Genomic DNA, 15,440 nt, shown 5'->3' on the forward strand with positions numbered 1-15,440 from the left:
CAATATTCGGTGATACCGAATAGAATTGGTGCAAGGGAGGTGAATACATGCAATGGAATTTGCTGATGCTCCGTAAAAAAAACAAACTTTATCAAGAACATGTAGCAAAAGTATTGGGTATTAGCGTTGGTTCATATGGGATGAAGGAAAGAGGGGAAGTTGAATTTACAGCTGACGAAATGTTTAAGCTTAGAGACTATTTTAATATGTCAATTGAACAAATTTTTTTACCTAGAAATCTCGGTGATACCGAATTTTATGATGCGAGGTGATAATTGTGGAAAAAATAACACTAACAGTTAAAGAAGCAGCTAAATTTATAGGTGTCAGTGCAACAACAGTTTATACAATGGTTCGTCAAAATGAGATTCCATACAAAAAAGTGAGAGGATCTATTTTATTTCATAGACCTACAATCGAACATTGGTTAACTACTGATACAAACGGTGGTGAAACTAAATGAACATCAAAAAAGAAACATGGCTAGAACATGAAATTCGTTTTGTGGAAATTGAAGGTGAGTGGTGGGGGATTGCTAAAGATATTGCAGATGCTCTTTGTTACAGCAGCACTCCTGCTATGACAAGACACTTAAAAAGTAAATTTCTTACACATGTCAAATTGGCAGGTATGAACCAGAAGTTTACAGCAATATCCGAACAAGGCATTTACAAAGCAATAACTCGTTCGCAAAGACCTGAAGCAGAAGCATTTGAGGATTGGCTATTTGAAGTAGTTAAAACACTTCGCCAGTCGAGTGGATTAGAAGGCTTTCAGATTTTCAGAATGCTAGATAAAGAGCATCAAAAGGAAGCAATGACTAAGTTACGAGATTCATTGCAAAATCCTACAAGGGTCAATTTTATCAAAGCTAATACTATTGCTAACAAAGCTGTTTCTAGTCGTCACGGACACAAGAAGATGCTTAAGAAAAATCAAATGTCTCCTGAAATGCTGATAGAACGTGAGCCGATTTTAACAGATGCAGTTGATCTAATGATTGCAAATGAAAAATTCAACCTCGGCTTGTCAGTAAGTGAAAAGGTGTATGAAAAATATGTGCATTAAACTTTTGAAAAAATAATAGAAGCGCTGAGCTGGTAGCCAATGAACTAGCATATTCGGACTAATAGCCAAAATATAACGGTGGCAACGTTAAATACCTGGAAGCGAGGTAACCAAATGAACACAACCAACCTAGAGTGGCTGGCTATGTCGGATGATGAAAAACAAGCTGCTTTAAAGCAAGTGAGGGGAGGTAATTAGGTGAATCAAGAACAGTTGAATGCCATTAAGCAGCGTGTTGAAAAAACTACACCTGGACCATGGAATATTGAACCGTTAGCAGGAATTTCAACTAATGAAACAACAATTTGGATGGATACAGATGATTACATCCAAGTGCATGGATGTTCAATTATTCAATCAACTAATGACGCGTTATTTATTCTTCGTGCTATAGAGGATGTGCCAGCGCTTATTACAGAGGTTGAGAGGTTACGGAAAGAATTAGCACAATCGAAAATCGATCAAATGGATTTAGTGGTTGATAAAGCTGATGAAAAATCGCAGAAGCGTGAGTATATCAAAACAGTGCATTTAGTAAATGAGGAAAATAAGCGATTACGTAAAGCACTCTCATATTACGCTGATGAAAAACATTACGAGCCTTATGGAGCGTTAAATACTGGTTCATGTGACATAACAGAAGATGAAGGATATATTGCACGTCAAGCATTGGCAGGTGAATCAGATGTCCAACGGAAACAAGATCATCACACGTAGTAATAGCAAAATTATGATTCGGTATGGAGAATTGACACGGATATTAAATGCTACTGAAATACAACAATGGCACCATATCATCGTAAAGATTGAGCAGTTTCAAGCCAATGAGTTGGAAAGGAGAGTCCAATGAAAATTAATCCGGTTCCTGTGACACTAGTTAGTGAAGCAATTAACAAAGCTGTATCAGCACGTCAAAAGTAAATCTATCAATCTATTTGGAGGTTATGAGAATGCAAGCAGTATTAAACGTAAAAGGTACGGATTTGTCAGTGTTATCAATTCATTATAGTGACACGGGAAAAGTTCAATCAGTATATGCAATCAATGAAGATAAGTCTAATACTTGCTTTGTTGATAAGGCAGATAGTCAATACGAAACACGCCCACATGTAGCTATTGAAAATTTGGAAGGAGCACTCAAACATCCTGAATTTGAATCCAGGATTGAAGAGGAAAGGAACAAACTCTTTCATCATTTGGAGCAAATACAACGAGAAGAACATAACAAACTGAATGACATTTTAATCGAAATGGGAGAGATGGAAGAAGAATATCCATTCGAAAAGCTAGAGGAAAAATTAGTTTCTAAGCAAAGAGAATACAAGCTTGCACAACAACGAGTATTCGGCATCATTGACGCGATTGAGGAAGTTAAGGCATTTCATGAGGGGTGTTTAATAGATGTCGATGATGAAGCAATTGAAGCGTAAATCAGTCATTTCTAAGTTAAACAAACTTGGCATCCACAGTATTGAAGGACAACCGTTGGAGGATGTGTTGTATACAACATTACTTAAAACATTGGCGCTTAAACGTGCTGCTGATAATTGAATAGGAGGTTTTGAGCAGTGAATTTAAATCGCATTAAGCAAATCGATGAAAAAATCGATGAAACTCATCAAACGCTAGGTGATTCACCTAATGCAATGGTTAATTTTCAAGCTATGTACAACGATATGAAATATCTAATCATGATGGCTTTAGATGGTCAAAAAGAAGCGAATAAGCTACGTACAAAAATCGGTCGAATGAAAATTACTATCAAGAAAAAAGACCATGTTATTCGTACAATCGACCATCATAACAATCGTTTAGGTAATGATAATCGGGCGAAAACAGCAGTACTAGAAAAATTTCGCGAAGAAAACAAACGTCTACGTGAAGCACTGGAAGATATAAGCTGTCATGTAGATACTCGCTTACAAGTCGTTATCAGTAATGCTTTAGAAGGAGGTGATTGATTGCGTATAGGCTACACACACGCTGATGTATACGACCGAGAATCAGATTACTGGCAAGACATCGAAGACGCACAGAATGCTCAAATTGAGGCACAAAAAAACTCGTCAAAGGGTGCAACCAATGGCGAGCGTGAAAATTTTAAAAATGACACTGGTATTTTACCACAGGAGGAATTGTAATGGCAAAGTTTAATGTTGGGGATAAGGTAATTTGCATTAAAGATTATACTCATTTTACTCAAGGTAAAGTATACAAAATTCAAAACATCGTTGGGAAAATCATAACTTTGCTTGATAACGATATCGAACAGAATGATTGGTATGTTGAAGATTTTAATAAACATTTTGAAATTGTTCCAACTAAAAATCAACGAATCACAGCATTAGAAAATGAAGTAGCTGAACTACGTCCATTAAAGCAAGAAGTAGCTGATTTAAAGCTAATCGTCCATGAATTACGTGGTCGTCAAGATATAGATTTTTCACCACTTACTGAGCCTTCCACAATTAATACTGTGGAGGACATCATCGAATTTGAAGGACAACAATATCGCAAGGTTGAACGTGAAGCACATGATGGTGATGTAATTGTTTTCTATGAAAGTAGCCATCCTCAAATTACAGATGGAAAACCGTACAAAGTTTTTAAAGGTGAAAATATAGAAGAAAATAAGTTGAGTCATATAGCAGATTCAGGCACTGAATATCCTGTAGATGGACAATATGTCGGAGGGTATTATGTCTACGAACTAATCAAACCTAAACCACTAACACCAAATCAACAACGTGCTGCAATTATTGAGAAGGCGAAGAAGTTTGTTGAAACCAATACTTTCTATAACGGTCGTGCAATGGCTGGAATTGGGGTAAAACTCAAAGGCGATATGGTTTGTATTCCAGAATTTATCGTAAATGATACAAAACGTACAGTAGTTGTATTGTTCAAATGGGTTAGTAATGCCCGTAGAATTCAATCTCGTGGAATCGCCAAGTGTGATCCATCTGACGTATTCAACGAACACATTGGAAAAGCTATCGCATTAGGACGAGCGCTAGGTTTAGATGTTAGTGAGTTTGAACAGGCGGTGCAGCCAACATTTGCGATTGGACAGATTGTTTATGAAACAGAAGATAAAACATATAGAACAATTGCAGAATCAGGGATTTACTCTGAAGAAAGTATGTTAACTGCTATCGATTCGCGTTCAGCAAAAGAACTTAGTGTAATTATCAACGACACTAACGCTATTTACGAGGTGAGCAGCAATGAATGATTTAACAGCACAATTTAATGGCGTTCAATCACAACAAACTATGGATCAACAAAGTGTTTTAGCTCAATCAAGTGCTTCTCGCGAAATGGAAGAAGTTAAAGGTGCGATTTTCTTAGCAAAGCAATTCCCGAGAAACTATTTTGAATCTGAAAAACGTATTCAAGATGCTTGTAAACGTCCTTCATTAGCTACTACAGCAACTTATGCATATAAGAGAGGTTCTTCCAAAGTAGAAGGGCCGTCCATCCGATTAGCTGAGGTATTGGCTCAAAACTGGGGAAACCTATCTTACGGTATCCAGGAGTTAGAACAGCGAGACGGTGAATCAGTTGCAAAGGCTTATTGTTGGGATCTTGAAACGAATGTGCGTCAGGAGAAAATATTCACAGTTAAGCATGTTCGAAGTGCGCGAGGCAACTTAACTAAATTAACGGATCCGAGAGATATTTATGAGCGAGTAGCTAGTGATGGGGCTAGAAGATTAAGAGCTTGTATTTTGGGTGTTATCCCTGGTGATGTGGTTGAAATGGCTGTAGAGCAATGCCGTTTAACATTAGCTGGCCAATCAGAGAAACCGTTGAAAGATCGAATTAGTGGTGCTTTAAGTCACTTTAAAGAAAATTATGGTGTAACACAAGAAATGATTGAAGAACACTTTGGATATAACGCTAGTTCGTTTAGTGAGTTCGATCTTGCACAACTTACAAGTATTCGAAATTCATTAAAGGACAATGTTTCTAAGGTTGAAGATTGGTTCAATAAGGAGATTGGCAAACAACAAACAAGTGGACTAGCTGCAGACTTCAATAAAGAACAGGGTGAGGTGAAGTCAGATGCAAATGTTCCAGCTGAACAGCCAGAATTACCACTCGAATGAAGCTAACCAACATTACATGTCAGTCTCGCAATTTAAGAGTGCGATAGAGTGTGAGGCTAGTGTAATTGCTGAGTTAAAGGGCGAGCATGAACGCCCTTCCTCTCTTGCTTTAACAGTCGGTTCTTATACTCATTCAGCCTTTGAAAGTGAACAGGTTTTTGACGAGTTTGTGGAAGAAAACAGAGGCATTATTTTCAATACGCGAGGTGGGAAATACGCTGATTTTAAGCAAGCTGATTCCATGATAGAAACGATAAAAAATGACCGTTTTGCAATGTTCGCCCTGGAAGGTGAAAAAGAGGTTATTTATACAGGTGAATTGTTCGGTGTCCAGTGGAAAATCAAAGTTGACGCAATCAATCATGATCGAAAAACGTTCACGGATTTAAAGACCACTCAGAGCCTTAGCAAGCGCTATTGGAGCGATAAGTACAGCAAGTATGTTTCGTTCGTTGAAGCCTATGATTACGTGCTACAGATGGCAATTTATCGTGAAATAATTTATCAAAACACTGGCGCTTATTATGTTCCGTACATTGTGGCAGTCACAAAGGAAACACCGCCAGATAAAGCTATATTGCATTTTGACGAAAGCCGATTTGAATTTGAATTGGAATATACAAAAGAGCGTTTGCCTAGCATTATTTCCGCAAAATTAGGCAACAAGGATCCAAAACGGTGTGAAGTATGTGAATACTGTAGAGCTACAAAGCAATTAAACAACACATTTGAAATAGAGTTTCTTTTGAAGTAGGTGAACCAAAATGGCAGACATCACTTGGATAAAAATTAAAACAGACATGTTTGATAACGAGAAAATCAAACTTATTGAACGGATGCCCGAAGGTGACACGATCTTAATCATTTGGATAAAGCTACTCACTTATGCAGGTAAGGCGAACTACAACGGTTATATCATGCTAAGCGAAAATATCCCGATGAACATTGAAGAAATGGCGATCATTTTTAACAGACCATTAGAAAAAGTTAGGTATGCCATTCAAATACTGCAGCGTTACAAAATGTTAGAAGTAAACGAGCATGAAGTAGTTCTAATTAGCAACTGGGAGAAGCACCAAAATATTGATGGGTTGCAACGAGTAAGGGCATTAAACGCTAAGCGTAACAAGGAATACAGGGAAAGAAAGAAGCAATTAGCTTTAGAAATGCCAACCGAAAATAGTGACGCTGTCGTGACGTCACGTGACGCAACAGATATAGATAAAGATATAGATAAAGAATATATATTGTCGGGCAACAAACCCGACTCAATTCCTTACAAAGAAATTATCGAATACCTCAACCAAAAAGCTAATAAGAAATTCAAACATACATCACAGAAAACACAGACGTTAATTAAAGCTAGGTTTAAAGAGAAATTCACTTTAGAAGATTTCAAACAAGTGATTGATATTAAAACGGCTCAATGGTTAGCTGATCCTAAAATGTCCGTGTATCTACGACCTGAAACATTATTTGGAACTAAATTTGAAGGATACCTAAATGAGCAAAACAATTTTGTTCAATCGACACCATTACAAAATCAAAGCCCTGTGCAGACAACAATGTACAAGCCAATCAATTCCGACATGACGAGAGGTGAAGGTTAATGCTTACAGAAGAAGCCGTATTAGGAACATTGTTAAAGTTCCCTCACTTACTGACAGATATAGATTTAAAGCCAAGCTACTTCCAGTACGCTGAGAATCGCAATGTATTGCAGACCATGAAAGAGTTAAACGCTAAAGGCCAAGTTGTTGACTTAATCACTATGTTGACACAAGGCAAGCCCGAAGAATTTGGTGGAGCTGGAAAGCTTAATAAAATTCAAAATCTCGCAAACGAAGAAAAGTTTGATAGTTACGTTGAGATTTTACTAGATAAATGGCGTGAGCGTGAAAAGCTTAACATCTTAGAGGTAGCCAAACATGAAAATTGGAATCTTGAAAAAATTACTAATGAATTAAACAGCTTAGTATCGAACAACACAGATGATCACAAAAGCATTAATGAATTGGTGATGCAGGTTGCAGAAGATCCCTGGAAGCCAACAAAAGGTACAAAGGGAATTCACACAGGCTTAGAGGCATTGCAGACCGCAACAAACGGCTGGCAGAATACAGATTTAATTATCGTAGCTGCAAGGCCATCAATGGGGAAAACGGATTTCATGTTGCATTGTGTGAAGCAAGCAGGTTGGCAAGGCTGTTTACCAATTGTCTTTAGTTTAGAAATGTCTGCAGTGAAATTAAGAGATCGCATGATTGCATCTACAGGTAACTACAACCGTAACAAAATGAAAAACTTGTATGAGCGATTAACAGAGGGTCAAAAAGAATCTTGGATGAAGGTAATTGCACAGGTTGCTAAAACAAATGTTGAAATATTTGATAAGAGTGGCCAAACGATTTCAGAGATGCGAATGAAGATCAGGAAAGTTCGCAATCAGAATCCTGATAAGCAGCTAATTATTTTCATCGATTACCTAACACTTATTAAGCCATCGGATGAATCGAAAAGTATGCACTTATCAATTTCAGAAATATCAAAGTCATTAAAAGCGATAGCAAAAGAATTTAATTGTCCTGTAATCTCATTGGCTCAATTATCGCGAAGTGTAGAAAAACGTCCTGACAAGCGCCCAATGCTTTCAGATTTACGTGAATCAGGAAGTATAGAGGAAGACGCTGACGTTGTGGTATTTCTATACCGCGATGCCTATTACACGAAAAATGATGAAGATGATTCACTCGAAATCATCATAGCTAAAAATCGTGAAGGAGAAGTCGGCACAGTAAATTCTAAATTCAACAGATGGACAGGTGTAGTAAGTGACGTTTAATGAGTTACTACTCGAAGCAATCAAGTGTGATGATGAACTACTGGCTTACTCAATTTACTGGCTCATAAAAAACAATGTCGTAAAGGGAACTGACTTTGCCAACAATATCAACTGGAATCTAGTAAACCATGAAGATGTAAAGCAAATGAGAGAACGCAATGAACTGAATTTGCAAATTATCAAAGTATATACAGTTCCACTTGGCAACAAGCAACACATGATCATCTTTGCCCAAAGTGAAGAATCAGCAAAAGGTCATGTCTATACAGAGGTTGGTAGAATCCCCACAAAGATATTTGACATATCAAACAAGATGGATATGAGCTTTTGGTTTCCTGAACAACAAAAAAATAAATCTCTACGCCAGGTGAAGGATGAAACATTAATTTTTCCAGCAACTGTGATGATATTTGAGAAAGGGTGAGTAAAACATGCTAGAACATATAAAGCAGAAGATAACAAGTTTAGAGGATTTAGTAGATAGTGGTTCAGTGAACATAAGTCTGTTAAATGACTTTAATTGGTTGATTCAACAAGTCGAGGAAAAACAAGAAGGGCTTAAAGAAATCGAAAACATCACAGAAGGATTAACGCTATTCAATCCGACATACGAAAAAATTTACAACATAGCAATAAATGCAATTGGAGGAAATGAAGATGATTAACCGCACCGTATTAGTTGGCCGTCTTACTAAAGATCCTGAGTTGCGATATACACCAAATGGCATTGCATCGTGTCGCTTCACATTAGCCGTAAATCGTGCTTTCAAAAATGAAGGTGAGCAGCAGGCAGATTTCATTCTTTGTGTTGCTTGGAGAAAGCAAGCTGAGAATCTAGCAAACTTTCAGCGAAAAGGTAATTTAATAGGCGTTGAGGGGCGTATTCAAACAGGAAGTTATGAGGGCCAGGATGGCAAGCGTGTATACACAACAGACGTTATTACCGACAGCATTCAATTCTTAGAGCATAAAAACGGTCCAGAAAGCTCACAGAATGGTTCGAACGTGCGTTCTGATACAAATAGAGGGGCAAGTCCTCAAAACGGCTCAGTGGGCTATAAACAGCCTCAAAACACACAACCAAATTACACAAGGGTAGACGAAGATCCATTTGCAAATAGTAAAGGCCCGATTGAAGTAGATGATGATGATCTTCCATTTTGATTTTGGGAGGAGATACTATGAACAAACTAACATTTGAAATTCCAGGAAATGTACAACCACAGCAAAGGCCAAAAGCAGCGACTAGAGGAAAAATAGTAACAATCTACGATCCTAAAGAATCAAAAGAATACAAGAAATACGTTGCGGCTGTAGCTGAAAAATATGCGCTTGATAGTTTGATAACACAAGAGATTAAATTGACTATCGATGTATACAGACCATTAACCCAAGAAATTATCAAAAGTCACAAAAAGCTTACAGCGGCTATAAACGGCACATTGCGTCCAACAAAGAAACCTGATATTGACAATCTAGTCAAAGGGATTAAAGACGGAATAACGAATGTGATTTGGAAAGATGATAGCCAAGTTACGGAATTACTAGCTCGCAAATGGTACGGAGAAAGTCCTAAAGCTGTAGTCACAATAGAATGGGAATCTGACAACAGCGTGCAAACGGAACTTTTCCAAAACAACTAACAAAGGGGATATTCAAAATGACAAACATTCAACTAAACGTTTTATTCAAAAATATGCAAAAGGACGACAAAAAAGAGGTCTTAATGTTCCATGTCCTTAGTGATGAACTACCACATGCGGACGAGCTTCTTAAACTACCAGGTACGATTGCTATATTAAAAGTTCAAGATCAAGAAGGGGTAGGAGCAGAGTTCGTATCCATCCAACGTGATGATAAAAAGACGGTACTTAAATTTAACGTAAAACGTGATTCCAAAAAGGTTTATGAGCTTTATAAATTCGCTGGAAATAACGTCAAATTAGAGATTCAACAATCGCAAATGTCCATTGATGAATTCTATGAGGCAGAGGAAGACGAGGAAGAGGAAGAAGAAACTTCAAACGATCAAATAAGTATGGATGAAGTAAATCAACAGTCGAGCGATACTGAATAAAAAATTTAATAGAGGGCCTATTTTTTCAGGCTCTCTTTTTTATACCCAAAAACAGCAAATGAGGTGGGGAAATGGCAAATTCATGGAGCTCCAAAGGGGATGAGTTAGTGAGATGTCCAGTTGATGGTTGTCATCACGTTGGGCTGATTATCACAAAGGCTCATTGTAGATTAGAACATAATATGACCAGGGATGAAGTTGAGAAAAAGTATGGTTATCCAAAACGAGTGATTGTATTAAAACGAAGTCAGGTTATTGGAGGCTTAAGTGGCAATGAACGTGCGTAATGGGATTCCTATTGTTCAGTCGGTGACTAAAGCTAAAAAACCACAGGGTAGATTGTGGATGGCAATACCAAATCCATATACACGCTATATCGAAATGTTTATGACGGTCGATGGATGCGAAGTAAGTGTCATTATGCCATATAAAAAAGAATGGGTGCAGCAGTATACAGAAGAAGGCTGGCACACAAAGAAAGTGTGGGATGTAGATGAACGCAGAAATGCTTGAGAAGCGTAGGGAAATATTGAAACAAATAGATGCTCTTTTGCCGAAATGTGATTGTGTAACAGCTGTGGAATCTGAATCGTGTTCAAATTGCAAAAAGATTGCAAAGTACGGTCAAAAGTTGCTCCGTTTAATAAATAAACGAACTAAATTGAATTCATCTATTGATATAGCACGTGTAAAAAGTTCAGAACTTCCTTTAACTAAAGCAAAATATCTTGGCTTGAAAAAGGAAGGAAAAATAGATGAAAAAATAGCAGAAATGTTAAATGTGTCATCAGGGGCACTACAGAATTGGAAACGTTCAAACGGTATTGCGATACGTACGAATAGAAAGAGGTTAAAAGCATGACAATCGAAGATCAAATCTTAGCAAATCCAGTGTTACGTGAGGTAAATGAACTGTTGCAAAATCAAACAGCTAAAGGTTTAGAAAAGTACGGAACGACAGTAAATCCAATGGATTATACAACTATTGAATGGATTGAACATGCAATACAAGAGTCGATGGACAAAATTGTTTATTTGACAGTACTAAAACAGAAACTGGAGGAAATGCAGAATGAGAGATATTAAGTTTCGTAAAGGTGACATCATACACAATCGCTATGCAGGTCATCCATCAATCAAATATTTTATCTACTTAGGTATTACAGGTAGGTATGTAAACGGTCTTGAACTACGAGAAGGTAAAGGCATTAAAAAGTGTCAGTATTACAAAAGTGATATGACTAAAATGTTAGATGGTGAGCCAGCATTTCAAATTGTTGGACGTACAAATGCTTTCGATGTGATGAAACAAGATTTATTGAAATTTATTCAGGAGGTGACAGTATGAGGGAGATTAAGTTTCGTGCTTGGGATGAAATAGGCAAATGGATGGGTAACGTGACATCATTTGATTTCGATGAAGGAGCAGTATTTATCAAAACGAAGCATTCAGATGATGAAAATAAATTTGATATAAACAATGTTCCAGTTATGCAATACACAGGCTTAAAGGACAAGGATGGCAGGGAGATATTTGAAGGCGATTTATACAAATACACGATTTCTCATGATATGTACAACCCAGAGTCAGGTCATACAACTTTTGAAGTAGTACATGTAAAAGCAGTAACTTTTGAAGATGGTGCATTTTATCATGGTACGCATTTACTTTCAGAAATCATTGAATTTGACGACTCGTTTACGTATGTAGGTAACATTTACGAAAACCATGAACTATTGGAGGAATCACAAAATGGAACTAAATAAATTTCAAGAGTTATCAAAGCGTACAATGCCTTTCAAAGGTGAGCCAAAAAACAATGTTGAGTATGAAAACGGCTTAACAAATTATGCTATGGGCTTAATTGGCGAATGTACAGAGGTATTGAGAGCTACCAATGATCATGAAGCGATTCTTAAAGAAATTGGTGATGTATCCCATTACGCATTTGGGATTTTAACCTTCTTAAATGAAACATACGAGCCATTAGCTAATTACTTTGTGGAAGGCACAAAAGAACAATTAATAAATAAAATCATTATCTTATCTGGTGAGATTTCTGAACAAGTTAAAAAGTTTGTGTTTCATCGTCATGAATTAAATTCAACTAAAGTGATATTAGCATTAAAAATGTTAATTAAAAATTTAATCGAATTAGCTAAATTCTACGATTCGACACTAGAACAAATTTGCGAAATGAACATCGATAAATTGAAAAAGCGTTATCCAGAGACATTCAATGTTGAGGATAGTAAAAAGCGTGTAGACCTTGAGGTAACGTCATGAAAATACCTTGGCACAAAAGGATTTACGCATTGTATAAAGGTGAACAGTTTATTGCAGAAGGGACAATACGAGAAATCAGTAGAGAAACAGGGAAAACAATCGATTTTCTTAAATATATGACTTATCCAATATATGAAAAGAGACATGGAAGTAGTATGAATCGATTAAAAATGATTTCTCTTGATGATTAATTGAACAAAAATGTTCATTAATTGAGGTGAAGGAAAATGGACAAGAAAGAGCGCTTAGAAGTAGTCAATAATCTGATCAAATTCATTTCAGAACGTGGTCACCGTTTCTTCTATTCTGGTTCAAATAATCGAACAGCTTCAATGATTTTGAAAAATAATCGCGTTTATATAGTGGACGATAGAACGGGTGAAGAAGTTTATGCATACGAAGGGTTCTCGCATAAAGGCTTTTCACACGGTGGCACATTGTGGGCGCTGGTATGCGACTTTTCTTTCTTCATTCGCACAGGTAAAAGTGCTAATGGTAAACATGGTTACGGCGGCTTATATAGCGGTGATTGGGGACACAGCGATGAAATTCAGCAAGAAATTATCAACTACGCTAAAGAAATTAGCTATTTGAAAAGGTGAAAGAAATTGCGAAATAAGGAGGTAATGCAATGGAGTTATTACAAGTTGGCGAAGTAGTTGAAGCTAATGAAGGTTTTTTCTTCTACGATGCTTATTTTCCAAAGGGTTATAAATTTGAGATTGAACCACAACATGTTGGCCATGCTTTTGAAAAATGGGTAACTAAGGTTAAATGTGTGATGTGTAAGCAAGTATTGTATTCTAATAGATTTGAGTATTTTGAAGGTGAAGTTTGGTGTAAAAGTTGTTTTGAACAAGAGTCCGATACAGGGGATTTATTAGGTTAATAGAACAAAATTGTGCAGCAGGGGGTGATGGTATGAAAAACAGAATCATTAAATTTAGTGGTGGAAATTCATCTTTTGCAGTAGCAGCATGGGTTAAAGAAAACTATCCAGATGACAATATTGTTCTCTATTTTAATGATGTGATGTGGGAGGATGCAGACCTATATCGTTTCAACTTAGACGTAAGCAAACAATTACAACTGCCGTTACTTGTACAAGGAAGAGGTATCAATCCTCCACAATTAATGGTCCTAAAAGCATTTCTTGCTAACAATCGAGCTGGGTTTTGTTCACAGGAATTAAAAATTAAAGTGGCTCAACGTTTTTTAAAAAAAGGAATTGTTCCTGAACTTGAATATTGGGTGAATGGTAAGTATTTAAAGCAATCAATACACGTTGAACGTAATGACGAATTTTTCGCCAATACAACATTGTATTTCGGTATTGGTTGGGAAGAAATGCACCGCGAGAAATCTATATATGAGAATTGGCAACCATTCGATGTACAGTTTCCATTGATTATGGAAATTGACGATAGAAAACAATATTTCGATCGCTATAACGTTACAGAAGGTCGTCTATATAAAGAAGGGTTTGCTCATAACAATTGTGGAGGGCGGTGTGTAAAAGCAGGGCAAGGACACTTCCATAACCTATCTATTAAGCGCGAACAAGATTTTATAAAACTCATGGAACAAGAAATAATTATTGGTTGGTACGCTCGTTATGTACGTCAGCCAACATTTAAAAAAATATATAAGCGTTATACATTCGATGAACTATTGGCTCATGTACGCAATCCAGAAGATTTCCCACTCGAAGTAGACCCAATGTTTAAAGATGTATACCAATTCGCTACAGACGGCACGAAAACAGCTAAATTACAGCATATTATCGACACGCACCGATTCACAAAAAATAATATATTCGGTCAACTTAAACAGTCTAAAAAAGATATAAAAGAACCGTTAAGTTTTATGAAGAATTTAACACTTGAAGAATATTGGCGCTCGATGAAAGCACAGTTAAGTATATTTGATTTTGATATGCAAGATATTGGCGGATGCGGCTGTTCGGTGGATTATGGAACATGTACTATTGATTAAATAATGAAATAAACAAACAAGGTAGGTGCTGCACATGCCTACGTTATCGCGTAGTGAAATACAGAACATCGAGAAATATTGGATTGAATACGAACAATATAAGAAGAAATTAAAATACCGTGAGTGGGAGTTGTTGCATCCACATAATGCAGGCGGTGAAATAGTTGGTGGTCGTAGTAATACGATTTCTGATACTACAGCCAAGAAAGCTACAGTACTTGCTAACGATGCCTATTATCAAAATTTAAAGCGCATCATCAAGACTGTGGAAGACCTATACAGAGAGTTAGACGAGGATATGCGAACAATCGTAGATATGCGCTATTGGGACAAGGATGGCTGTTACGAATGGGAGGATATAGCCGACAAGCTGTATATTTCACGCCATAAAGTATTGCGTAAACGTAACATTCTTATTGATAAAACAGCAGAAAGGATAGGATGGGTGTGATTGCTGAAAAGAAAATATTAGATGCTTGCTGTGGTAGCAAAATGTTTTGGTTTGATAAAGAAAATGGCGACACGATATTCATGGATGAGCGTGAATTAGAAACCGAATTATGTGATGGTCGCAAATTAATTGTTAAACCTGACGTTCTTGCTGATTTTAAAAATATGCCTTTTGAGGATGAATCATTTTATTTGGTTGCATTTGATCTACCACATTTATTAAAGGCTGGTGATAATTCATGGTTGGCCAAGAAATACGGAAAGTTAAATGAGGATACATGGCAATCTGATATTGCCGAAGGCTTCAAAGAATGCATGCGAGTTTTAAAGACCAATGGCACATTAATATTTAAGTGGAATGAAGACCAAATAGCTTTAAAAGATGTACTGAAATGTTTCGATAGAAAACCACTGTTTGGCAATAAACGAAGCAAGACACATTGGTTAGTGTTCATGAAATAACTCGAATTCAAAAGTGAACTTGTTAACACCAGGGAAGTTCGCAAAAATCTGTAGTAAATTGATATTGTGAAGTAATAACAAAAGCGTACGGAAATACGCAAAATAAACACCTTACAGCAATAAGCACGTTCGCTTGTACGTGTTTGT

31 protein-coding genes are annotated in these 15,440 nt (G+C 36.8%); all 31 read left to right on the forward strand.

From position 1 onward, the window contains the following. The first annotated feature begins 47 nt into the window (after positions 1-47). Positions 48-272, forward strand: a complete 225-nt coding sequence (locus QNH24_RS01865; RefSeq protein ID WP_283870490.1) for a helix-turn-helix transcriptional regulator — start codon at positions 48-50, stop codon at positions 270-272. A gap of 5 nt (positions 273-277) precedes the next feature. Next, complete coding sequence (locus tag QNH24_RS01870; protein WP_283870491.1) at positions 278-463, forward strand: helix-turn-helix domain-containing protein; 186 nt, start codon at positions 278-280, stop codon at positions 461-463. Further along, complete coding sequence (locus QNH24_RS01875) at positions 460-1,068, forward strand: BRO-N domain-containing protein (protein WP_283870492.1); 609 nt, start codon at positions 460-462, stop codon at positions 1,066-1,068. The genes QNH24_RS01870 and QNH24_RS01875 overlap by 4 nt, the downstream gene beginning before the upstream one ends. Before the next feature lie 198 nt (positions 1,069-1,266). Continuing rightward, a complete protein-coding gene (locus tag QNH24_RS01880) occupies positions 1,267-1,785 on the forward strand; it encodes a hypothetical protein (RefSeq protein ID WP_283870493.1) in 519 nt (172 codons plus the stop codon). A 233-nt stretch (positions 1,786-2,018) separates the two neighbouring features. Continuing rightward, positions 2,019-2,498 carry a hypothetical protein gene (locus QNH24_RS01885; protein ID WP_283868976.1) on the forward strand — a complete coding sequence of 160 codons (480 nt, stop codon included), beginning with the start codon at positions 2,019-2,021 and terminating at the stop codon, positions 2,496-2,498. Further along, positions 2,470-2,619 carry a hypothetical protein gene (locus QNH24_RS01890; protein WP_283868975.1) on the forward strand — a complete coding sequence of 50 codons (150 nt, stop codon included), beginning with the start codon at positions 2,470-2,472 and terminating at the stop codon, positions 2,617-2,619. The genes QNH24_RS01885 and QNH24_RS01890 overlap by 29 nt, the downstream gene beginning before the upstream one ends. A 17-nt stretch (positions 2,620-2,636) precedes the next feature. Beyond that, positions 2,637-3,029, forward strand: a complete 393-nt coding sequence (locus tag QNH24_RS01895; RefSeq protein WP_283868974.1) for a hypothetical protein — start codon at positions 2,637-2,639, stop codon at positions 3,027-3,029. Further along, on the forward strand, positions 3,030-3,209 hold the full coding sequence (locus QNH24_RS01900; RefSeq protein ID WP_283870494.1) for a hypothetical protein: 180 nt from the start codon (positions 3,030-3,032) through the stop codon (positions 3,207-3,209). Beyond that, complete coding sequence (locus QNH24_RS01905; RefSeq protein ID WP_283870495.1) at positions 3,209-4,303, forward strand: hypothetical protein; 1,095 nt, start codon at positions 3,209-3,211, stop codon at positions 4,301-4,303. Before QNH24_RS01900 ends, QNH24_RS01905 begins: the two co-directional genes overlap by 1 nt. Beyond that, positions 4,296-5,180: a hypothetical protein gene (locus tag QNH24_RS01910; RefSeq protein WP_283870496.1), complete on the forward strand. Its 885-nt coding sequence runs from the start codon at positions 4,296-4,298 to the stop codon at positions 5,178-5,180. Before QNH24_RS01905 ends, QNH24_RS01910 begins: the two co-directional genes overlap by 8 nt. After that, positions 5,137-5,934, forward strand: coding sequence for a PD-(D/E)XK nuclease-like domain-containing protein (locus QNH24_RS01915; RefSeq protein ID WP_283870497.1), 798 nt, complete (start codon positions 5,137-5,139; stop codon positions 5,932-5,934). The genes QNH24_RS01910 and QNH24_RS01915 overlap by 44 nt, the downstream gene beginning before the upstream one ends. A gap of 10 nt (positions 5,935-5,944) precedes the next feature. Beyond that, entirely contained in the window at positions 5,945-6,790 is an 846-nt protein-coding gene (locus tag QNH24_RS01920) for a phage replisome organizer N-terminal domain-containing protein (RefSeq protein ID WP_283870498.1), read from the forward strand. Beyond that, positions 6,790-8,022, forward strand: coding sequence for a replicative DNA helicase (locus tag QNH24_RS01925; protein ID WP_283870499.1), 1,233 nt, complete (start codon positions 6,790-6,792; stop codon positions 8,020-8,022). The genes QNH24_RS01920 and QNH24_RS01925 overlap by 1 nt, the downstream gene beginning before the upstream one ends. Further along, on the forward strand, positions 8,012-8,446 hold the full coding sequence (locus tag QNH24_RS01930; RefSeq protein WP_283870500.1) for a hypothetical protein: 435 nt from the start codon (positions 8,012-8,014) through the stop codon (positions 8,444-8,446). The genes QNH24_RS01925 and QNH24_RS01930 overlap by 11 nt, the downstream gene beginning before the upstream one ends. A gap of 7 nt (positions 8,447-8,453) precedes the next feature. After that, complete coding sequence (locus tag QNH24_RS01935; protein ID WP_283870501.1) at positions 8,454-8,687, forward strand: hypothetical protein; 234 nt, start codon at positions 8,454-8,456, stop codon at positions 8,685-8,687. Next, positions 8,680-9,186 carry a single-stranded DNA-binding protein gene (ssb, locus tag QNH24_RS01940; RefSeq protein ID WP_283870502.1) on the forward strand — a complete coding sequence of 169 codons (507 nt, stop codon included), beginning with the start codon at positions 8,680-8,682 and terminating at the stop codon, positions 9,184-9,186. The genes QNH24_RS01935 and ssb overlap by 8 nt, the downstream gene beginning before the upstream one ends. A 17-nt stretch (positions 9,187-9,203) precedes the next feature. Beyond that, positions 9,204-9,665 (forward strand): RusA family crossover junction endodeoxyribonuclease, encoded by a 462-nt coding sequence (locus tag QNH24_RS01945; RefSeq protein WP_283870503.1) that lies wholly within the window; start codon positions 9,204-9,206, stop codon positions 9,663-9,665. Positions 9,666-9,682: 17 nt separating this feature from the next. Next, a complete protein-coding gene (locus tag QNH24_RS01950; protein WP_283870504.1) occupies positions 9,683-10,099 on the forward strand; it encodes a hypothetical protein in 417 nt (138 codons plus the stop codon). 71 nt (positions 10,100-10,170) lie between these two features. Next, the gene (locus tag QNH24_RS01955) at positions 10,171-10,386 is read left to right on the forward strand and encodes a hypothetical protein (RefSeq protein WP_283870505.1); all 216 of its coding nucleotides are present in this window, start codon (positions 10,171-10,173) and stop codon (positions 10,384-10,386) included. Then, the gene (locus QNH24_RS01960; RefSeq protein WP_283870506.1) at positions 10,367-10,612 is read left to right on the forward strand and encodes a hypothetical protein; all 246 of its coding nucleotides are present in this window, start codon (positions 10,367-10,369) and stop codon (positions 10,610-10,612) included. Before QNH24_RS01955 ends, QNH24_RS01960 begins: the two co-directional genes overlap by 20 nt. Further along, positions 10,593-10,961: a hypothetical protein gene (locus QNH24_RS01965; protein WP_283870507.1), complete on the forward strand. Its 369-nt coding sequence runs from the start codon at positions 10,593-10,595 to the stop codon at positions 10,959-10,961. The genes QNH24_RS01960 and QNH24_RS01965 overlap by 20 nt, the downstream gene beginning before the upstream one ends. Continuing rightward, complete coding sequence (locus QNH24_RS01970; RefSeq protein ID WP_283870508.1) at positions 10,958-11,185, forward strand: hypothetical protein; 228 nt, start codon at positions 10,958-10,960, stop codon at positions 11,183-11,185. Before QNH24_RS01965 ends, QNH24_RS01970 begins: the two co-directional genes overlap by 4 nt. Beyond that, positions 11,172-11,447, forward strand: coding sequence for a hypothetical protein (locus tag QNH24_RS01975; protein WP_283870509.1), 276 nt, complete (start codon positions 11,172-11,174; stop codon positions 11,445-11,447). The genes QNH24_RS01970 and QNH24_RS01975 overlap by 14 nt, the downstream gene beginning before the upstream one ends. Next, a complete protein-coding gene (locus QNH24_RS01980; RefSeq protein WP_283870510.1) occupies positions 11,444-11,866 on the forward strand; it encodes a YopX family protein in 423 nt (140 codons plus the stop codon). Before QNH24_RS01975 ends, QNH24_RS01980 begins: the two co-directional genes overlap by 4 nt. Continuing rightward, the gene (locus QNH24_RS01985) at positions 11,853-12,386 is read left to right on the forward strand and encodes a nucleoside triphosphate pyrophosphohydrolase family protein (RefSeq protein ID WP_283870511.1); all 534 of its coding nucleotides are present in this window, start codon (positions 11,853-11,855) and stop codon (positions 12,384-12,386) included. Before QNH24_RS01980 ends, QNH24_RS01985 begins: the two co-directional genes overlap by 14 nt. Beyond that, entirely contained in the window at positions 12,383-12,577 is a 195-nt protein-coding gene (locus tag QNH24_RS01990) for a hypothetical protein (protein ID WP_283870512.1), read from the forward strand. Before QNH24_RS01985 ends, QNH24_RS01990 begins: the two co-directional genes overlap by 4 nt. Positions 12,578-12,613: 36 nt before the next feature. Further along, positions 12,614-12,988, forward strand: a complete 375-nt coding sequence (locus QNH24_RS01995) for a hypothetical protein (protein WP_283870513.1) — start codon at positions 12,614-12,616, stop codon at positions 12,986-12,988. Positions 12,989-13,017: 29 nt separating this feature from the next. Then, positions 13,018-13,275, forward strand: coding sequence for a hypothetical protein (locus tag QNH24_RS02000; protein ID WP_283870514.1), 258 nt, complete (start codon positions 13,018-13,020; stop codon positions 13,273-13,275). A 32-nt stretch (positions 13,276-13,307) separates the two neighbouring features. Then, complete coding sequence (locus QNH24_RS02005) at positions 13,308-14,381, forward strand: hypothetical protein (RefSeq protein ID WP_283870515.1); 1,074 nt, start codon at positions 13,308-13,310, stop codon at positions 14,379-14,381. Positions 14,382-14,415: 34 nt separating this feature from the next. Beyond that, positions 14,416-14,832, forward strand: a complete 417-nt coding sequence (locus tag QNH24_RS02010) for a DUF722 domain-containing protein (protein WP_283870516.1) — start codon at positions 14,416-14,418, stop codon at positions 14,830-14,832. Beyond that, complete coding sequence (locus QNH24_RS02015; protein ID WP_283870517.1) at positions 14,823-15,293, forward strand: class I SAM-dependent methyltransferase; 471 nt, start codon at positions 14,823-14,825, stop codon at positions 15,291-15,293. The genes QNH24_RS02010 and QNH24_RS02015 overlap by 10 nt, the downstream gene beginning before the upstream one ends. The last annotated feature ends 147 nt before the right edge of the window (positions 15,294-15,440 follow it).

The organism is Lysinibacillus pakistanensis (genome assembly GCF_030123245.1).
Classification (GTDB): Bacteria; Bacillota; Bacilli; order Bacillales_A; family Planococcaceae; genus Lysinibacillus; species Lysinibacillus pakistanensis.

Excerpts from the sequence above, each read along its gene's own strand:
- QNH24_RS01865 (WP_283870490.1), top strand. The coding sequence starts at position 48 with ATGCAATGGAATTTGCTGATGCTCCGTAAAAAAAACAAACTTTATCAA.
- QNH24_RS01875 (WP_283870492.1), top strand. The coding sequence starts at position 460 with ATGAACATCAAAAAAGAAACATGGCTAGAACATGAAATTCGTTTTGTG.
- QNH24_RS01885 (WP_283868976.1), top strand. The coding sequence starts at position 2,019 with ATGCAAGCAGTATTAAACGTAAAAGGTACGGATTTGTCAGTGTTATCA.
- QNH24_RS01890 (WP_283868975.1), top strand. The coding sequence starts at position 2,470 with ATGTCGATGATGAAGCAATTGAAGCGTAAATCAGTCATTTCTAAGTTA.
- QNH24_RS01905 (WP_283870495.1), top strand. The coding sequence starts at position 3,209 with ATGGCAAAGTTTAATGTTGGGGATAAGGTAATTTGCATTAAAGATTAT.
- QNH24_RS01910 (WP_283870496.1), top strand. The coding sequence starts at position 4,296 with ATGAATGATTTAACAGCACAATTTAATGGCGTTCAATCACAACAAACT.
- QNH24_RS01915 (WP_283870497.1), top strand. The coding sequence starts at position 5,137 with ATGCAAATGTTCCAGCTGAACAGCCAGAATTACCACTCGAATGAAGCT.
- QNH24_RS01920 (WP_283870498.1), top strand. The coding sequence starts at position 5,945 with ATGGCAGACATCACTTGGATAAAAATTAAAACAGACATGTTTGATAAC.
- QNH24_RS01925 (WP_283870499.1), top strand. The coding sequence starts at position 6,790 with ATGCTTACAGAAGAAGCCGTATTAGGAACATTGTTAAAGTTCCCTCAC.
- QNH24_RS01935 (WP_283870501.1), top strand. The coding sequence starts at position 8,454 with ATGCTAGAACATATAAAGCAGAAGATAACAAGTTTAGAGGATTTAGTA.
- ssb (WP_283870502.1), top strand. The coding sequence starts at position 8,680 with ATGATTAACCGCACCGTATTAGTTGGCCGTCTTACTAAAGATCCTGAG.
- QNH24_RS01945 (WP_283870503.1), top strand. The coding sequence starts at position 9,204 with ATGAACAAACTAACATTTGAAATTCCAGGAAATGTACAACCACAGCAA.
- QNH24_RS01950 (WP_283870504.1), top strand. The coding sequence starts at position 9,683 with ATGACAAACATTCAACTAAACGTTTTATTCAAAAATATGCAAAAGGAC.
- QNH24_RS01955 (WP_283870505.1), top strand. The coding sequence starts at position 10,171 with ATGGCAAATTCATGGAGCTCCAAAGGGGATGAGTTAGTGAGATGTCCA.
- QNH24_RS01965 (WP_283870507.1), top strand. The coding sequence starts at position 10,593 with ATGAACGCAGAAATGCTTGAGAAGCGTAGGGAAATATTGAAACAAATA.
- QNH24_RS01970 (WP_283870508.1), top strand. The coding sequence starts at position 10,958 with ATGACAATCGAAGATCAAATCTTAGCAAATCCAGTGTTACGTGAGGTA.
- QNH24_RS01975 (WP_283870509.1), top strand. The coding sequence starts at position 11,172 with ATGAGAGATATTAAGTTTCGTAAAGGTGACATCATACACAATCGCTAT.
- QNH24_RS01980 (WP_283870510.1), top strand. The coding sequence starts at position 11,444 with ATGAGGGAGATTAAGTTTCGTGCTTGGGATGAAATAGGCAAATGGATG.
- QNH24_RS01985 (WP_283870511.1), top strand. The coding sequence starts at position 11,853 with ATGGAACTAAATAAATTTCAAGAGTTATCAAAGCGTACAATGCCTTTC.
- QNH24_RS01990 (WP_283870512.1), top strand. The coding sequence starts at position 12,383 with ATGAAAATACCTTGGCACAAAAGGATTTACGCATTGTATAAAGGTGAA.
- QNH24_RS01995 (WP_283870513.1), top strand. The coding sequence starts at position 12,614 with ATGGACAAGAAAGAGCGCTTAGAAGTAGTCAATAATCTGATCAAATTC.
- QNH24_RS02000 (WP_283870514.1), top strand. The coding sequence starts at position 13,018 with ATGGAGTTATTACAAGTTGGCGAAGTAGTTGAAGCTAATGAAGGTTTT.
- QNH24_RS02005 (WP_283870515.1), top strand. The coding sequence starts at position 13,308 with ATGAAAAACAGAATCATTAAATTTAGTGGTGGAAATTCATCTTTTGCA.
- QNH24_RS02010 (WP_283870516.1), top strand. The coding sequence starts at position 14,416 with ATGCCTACGTTATCGCGTAGTGAAATACAGAACATCGAGAAATATTGG.
- QNH24_RS02015 (WP_283870517.1), top strand. The coding sequence starts at position 14,823 with ATGGGTGTGATTGCTGAAAAGAAAATATTAGATGCTTGCTGTGGTAGC.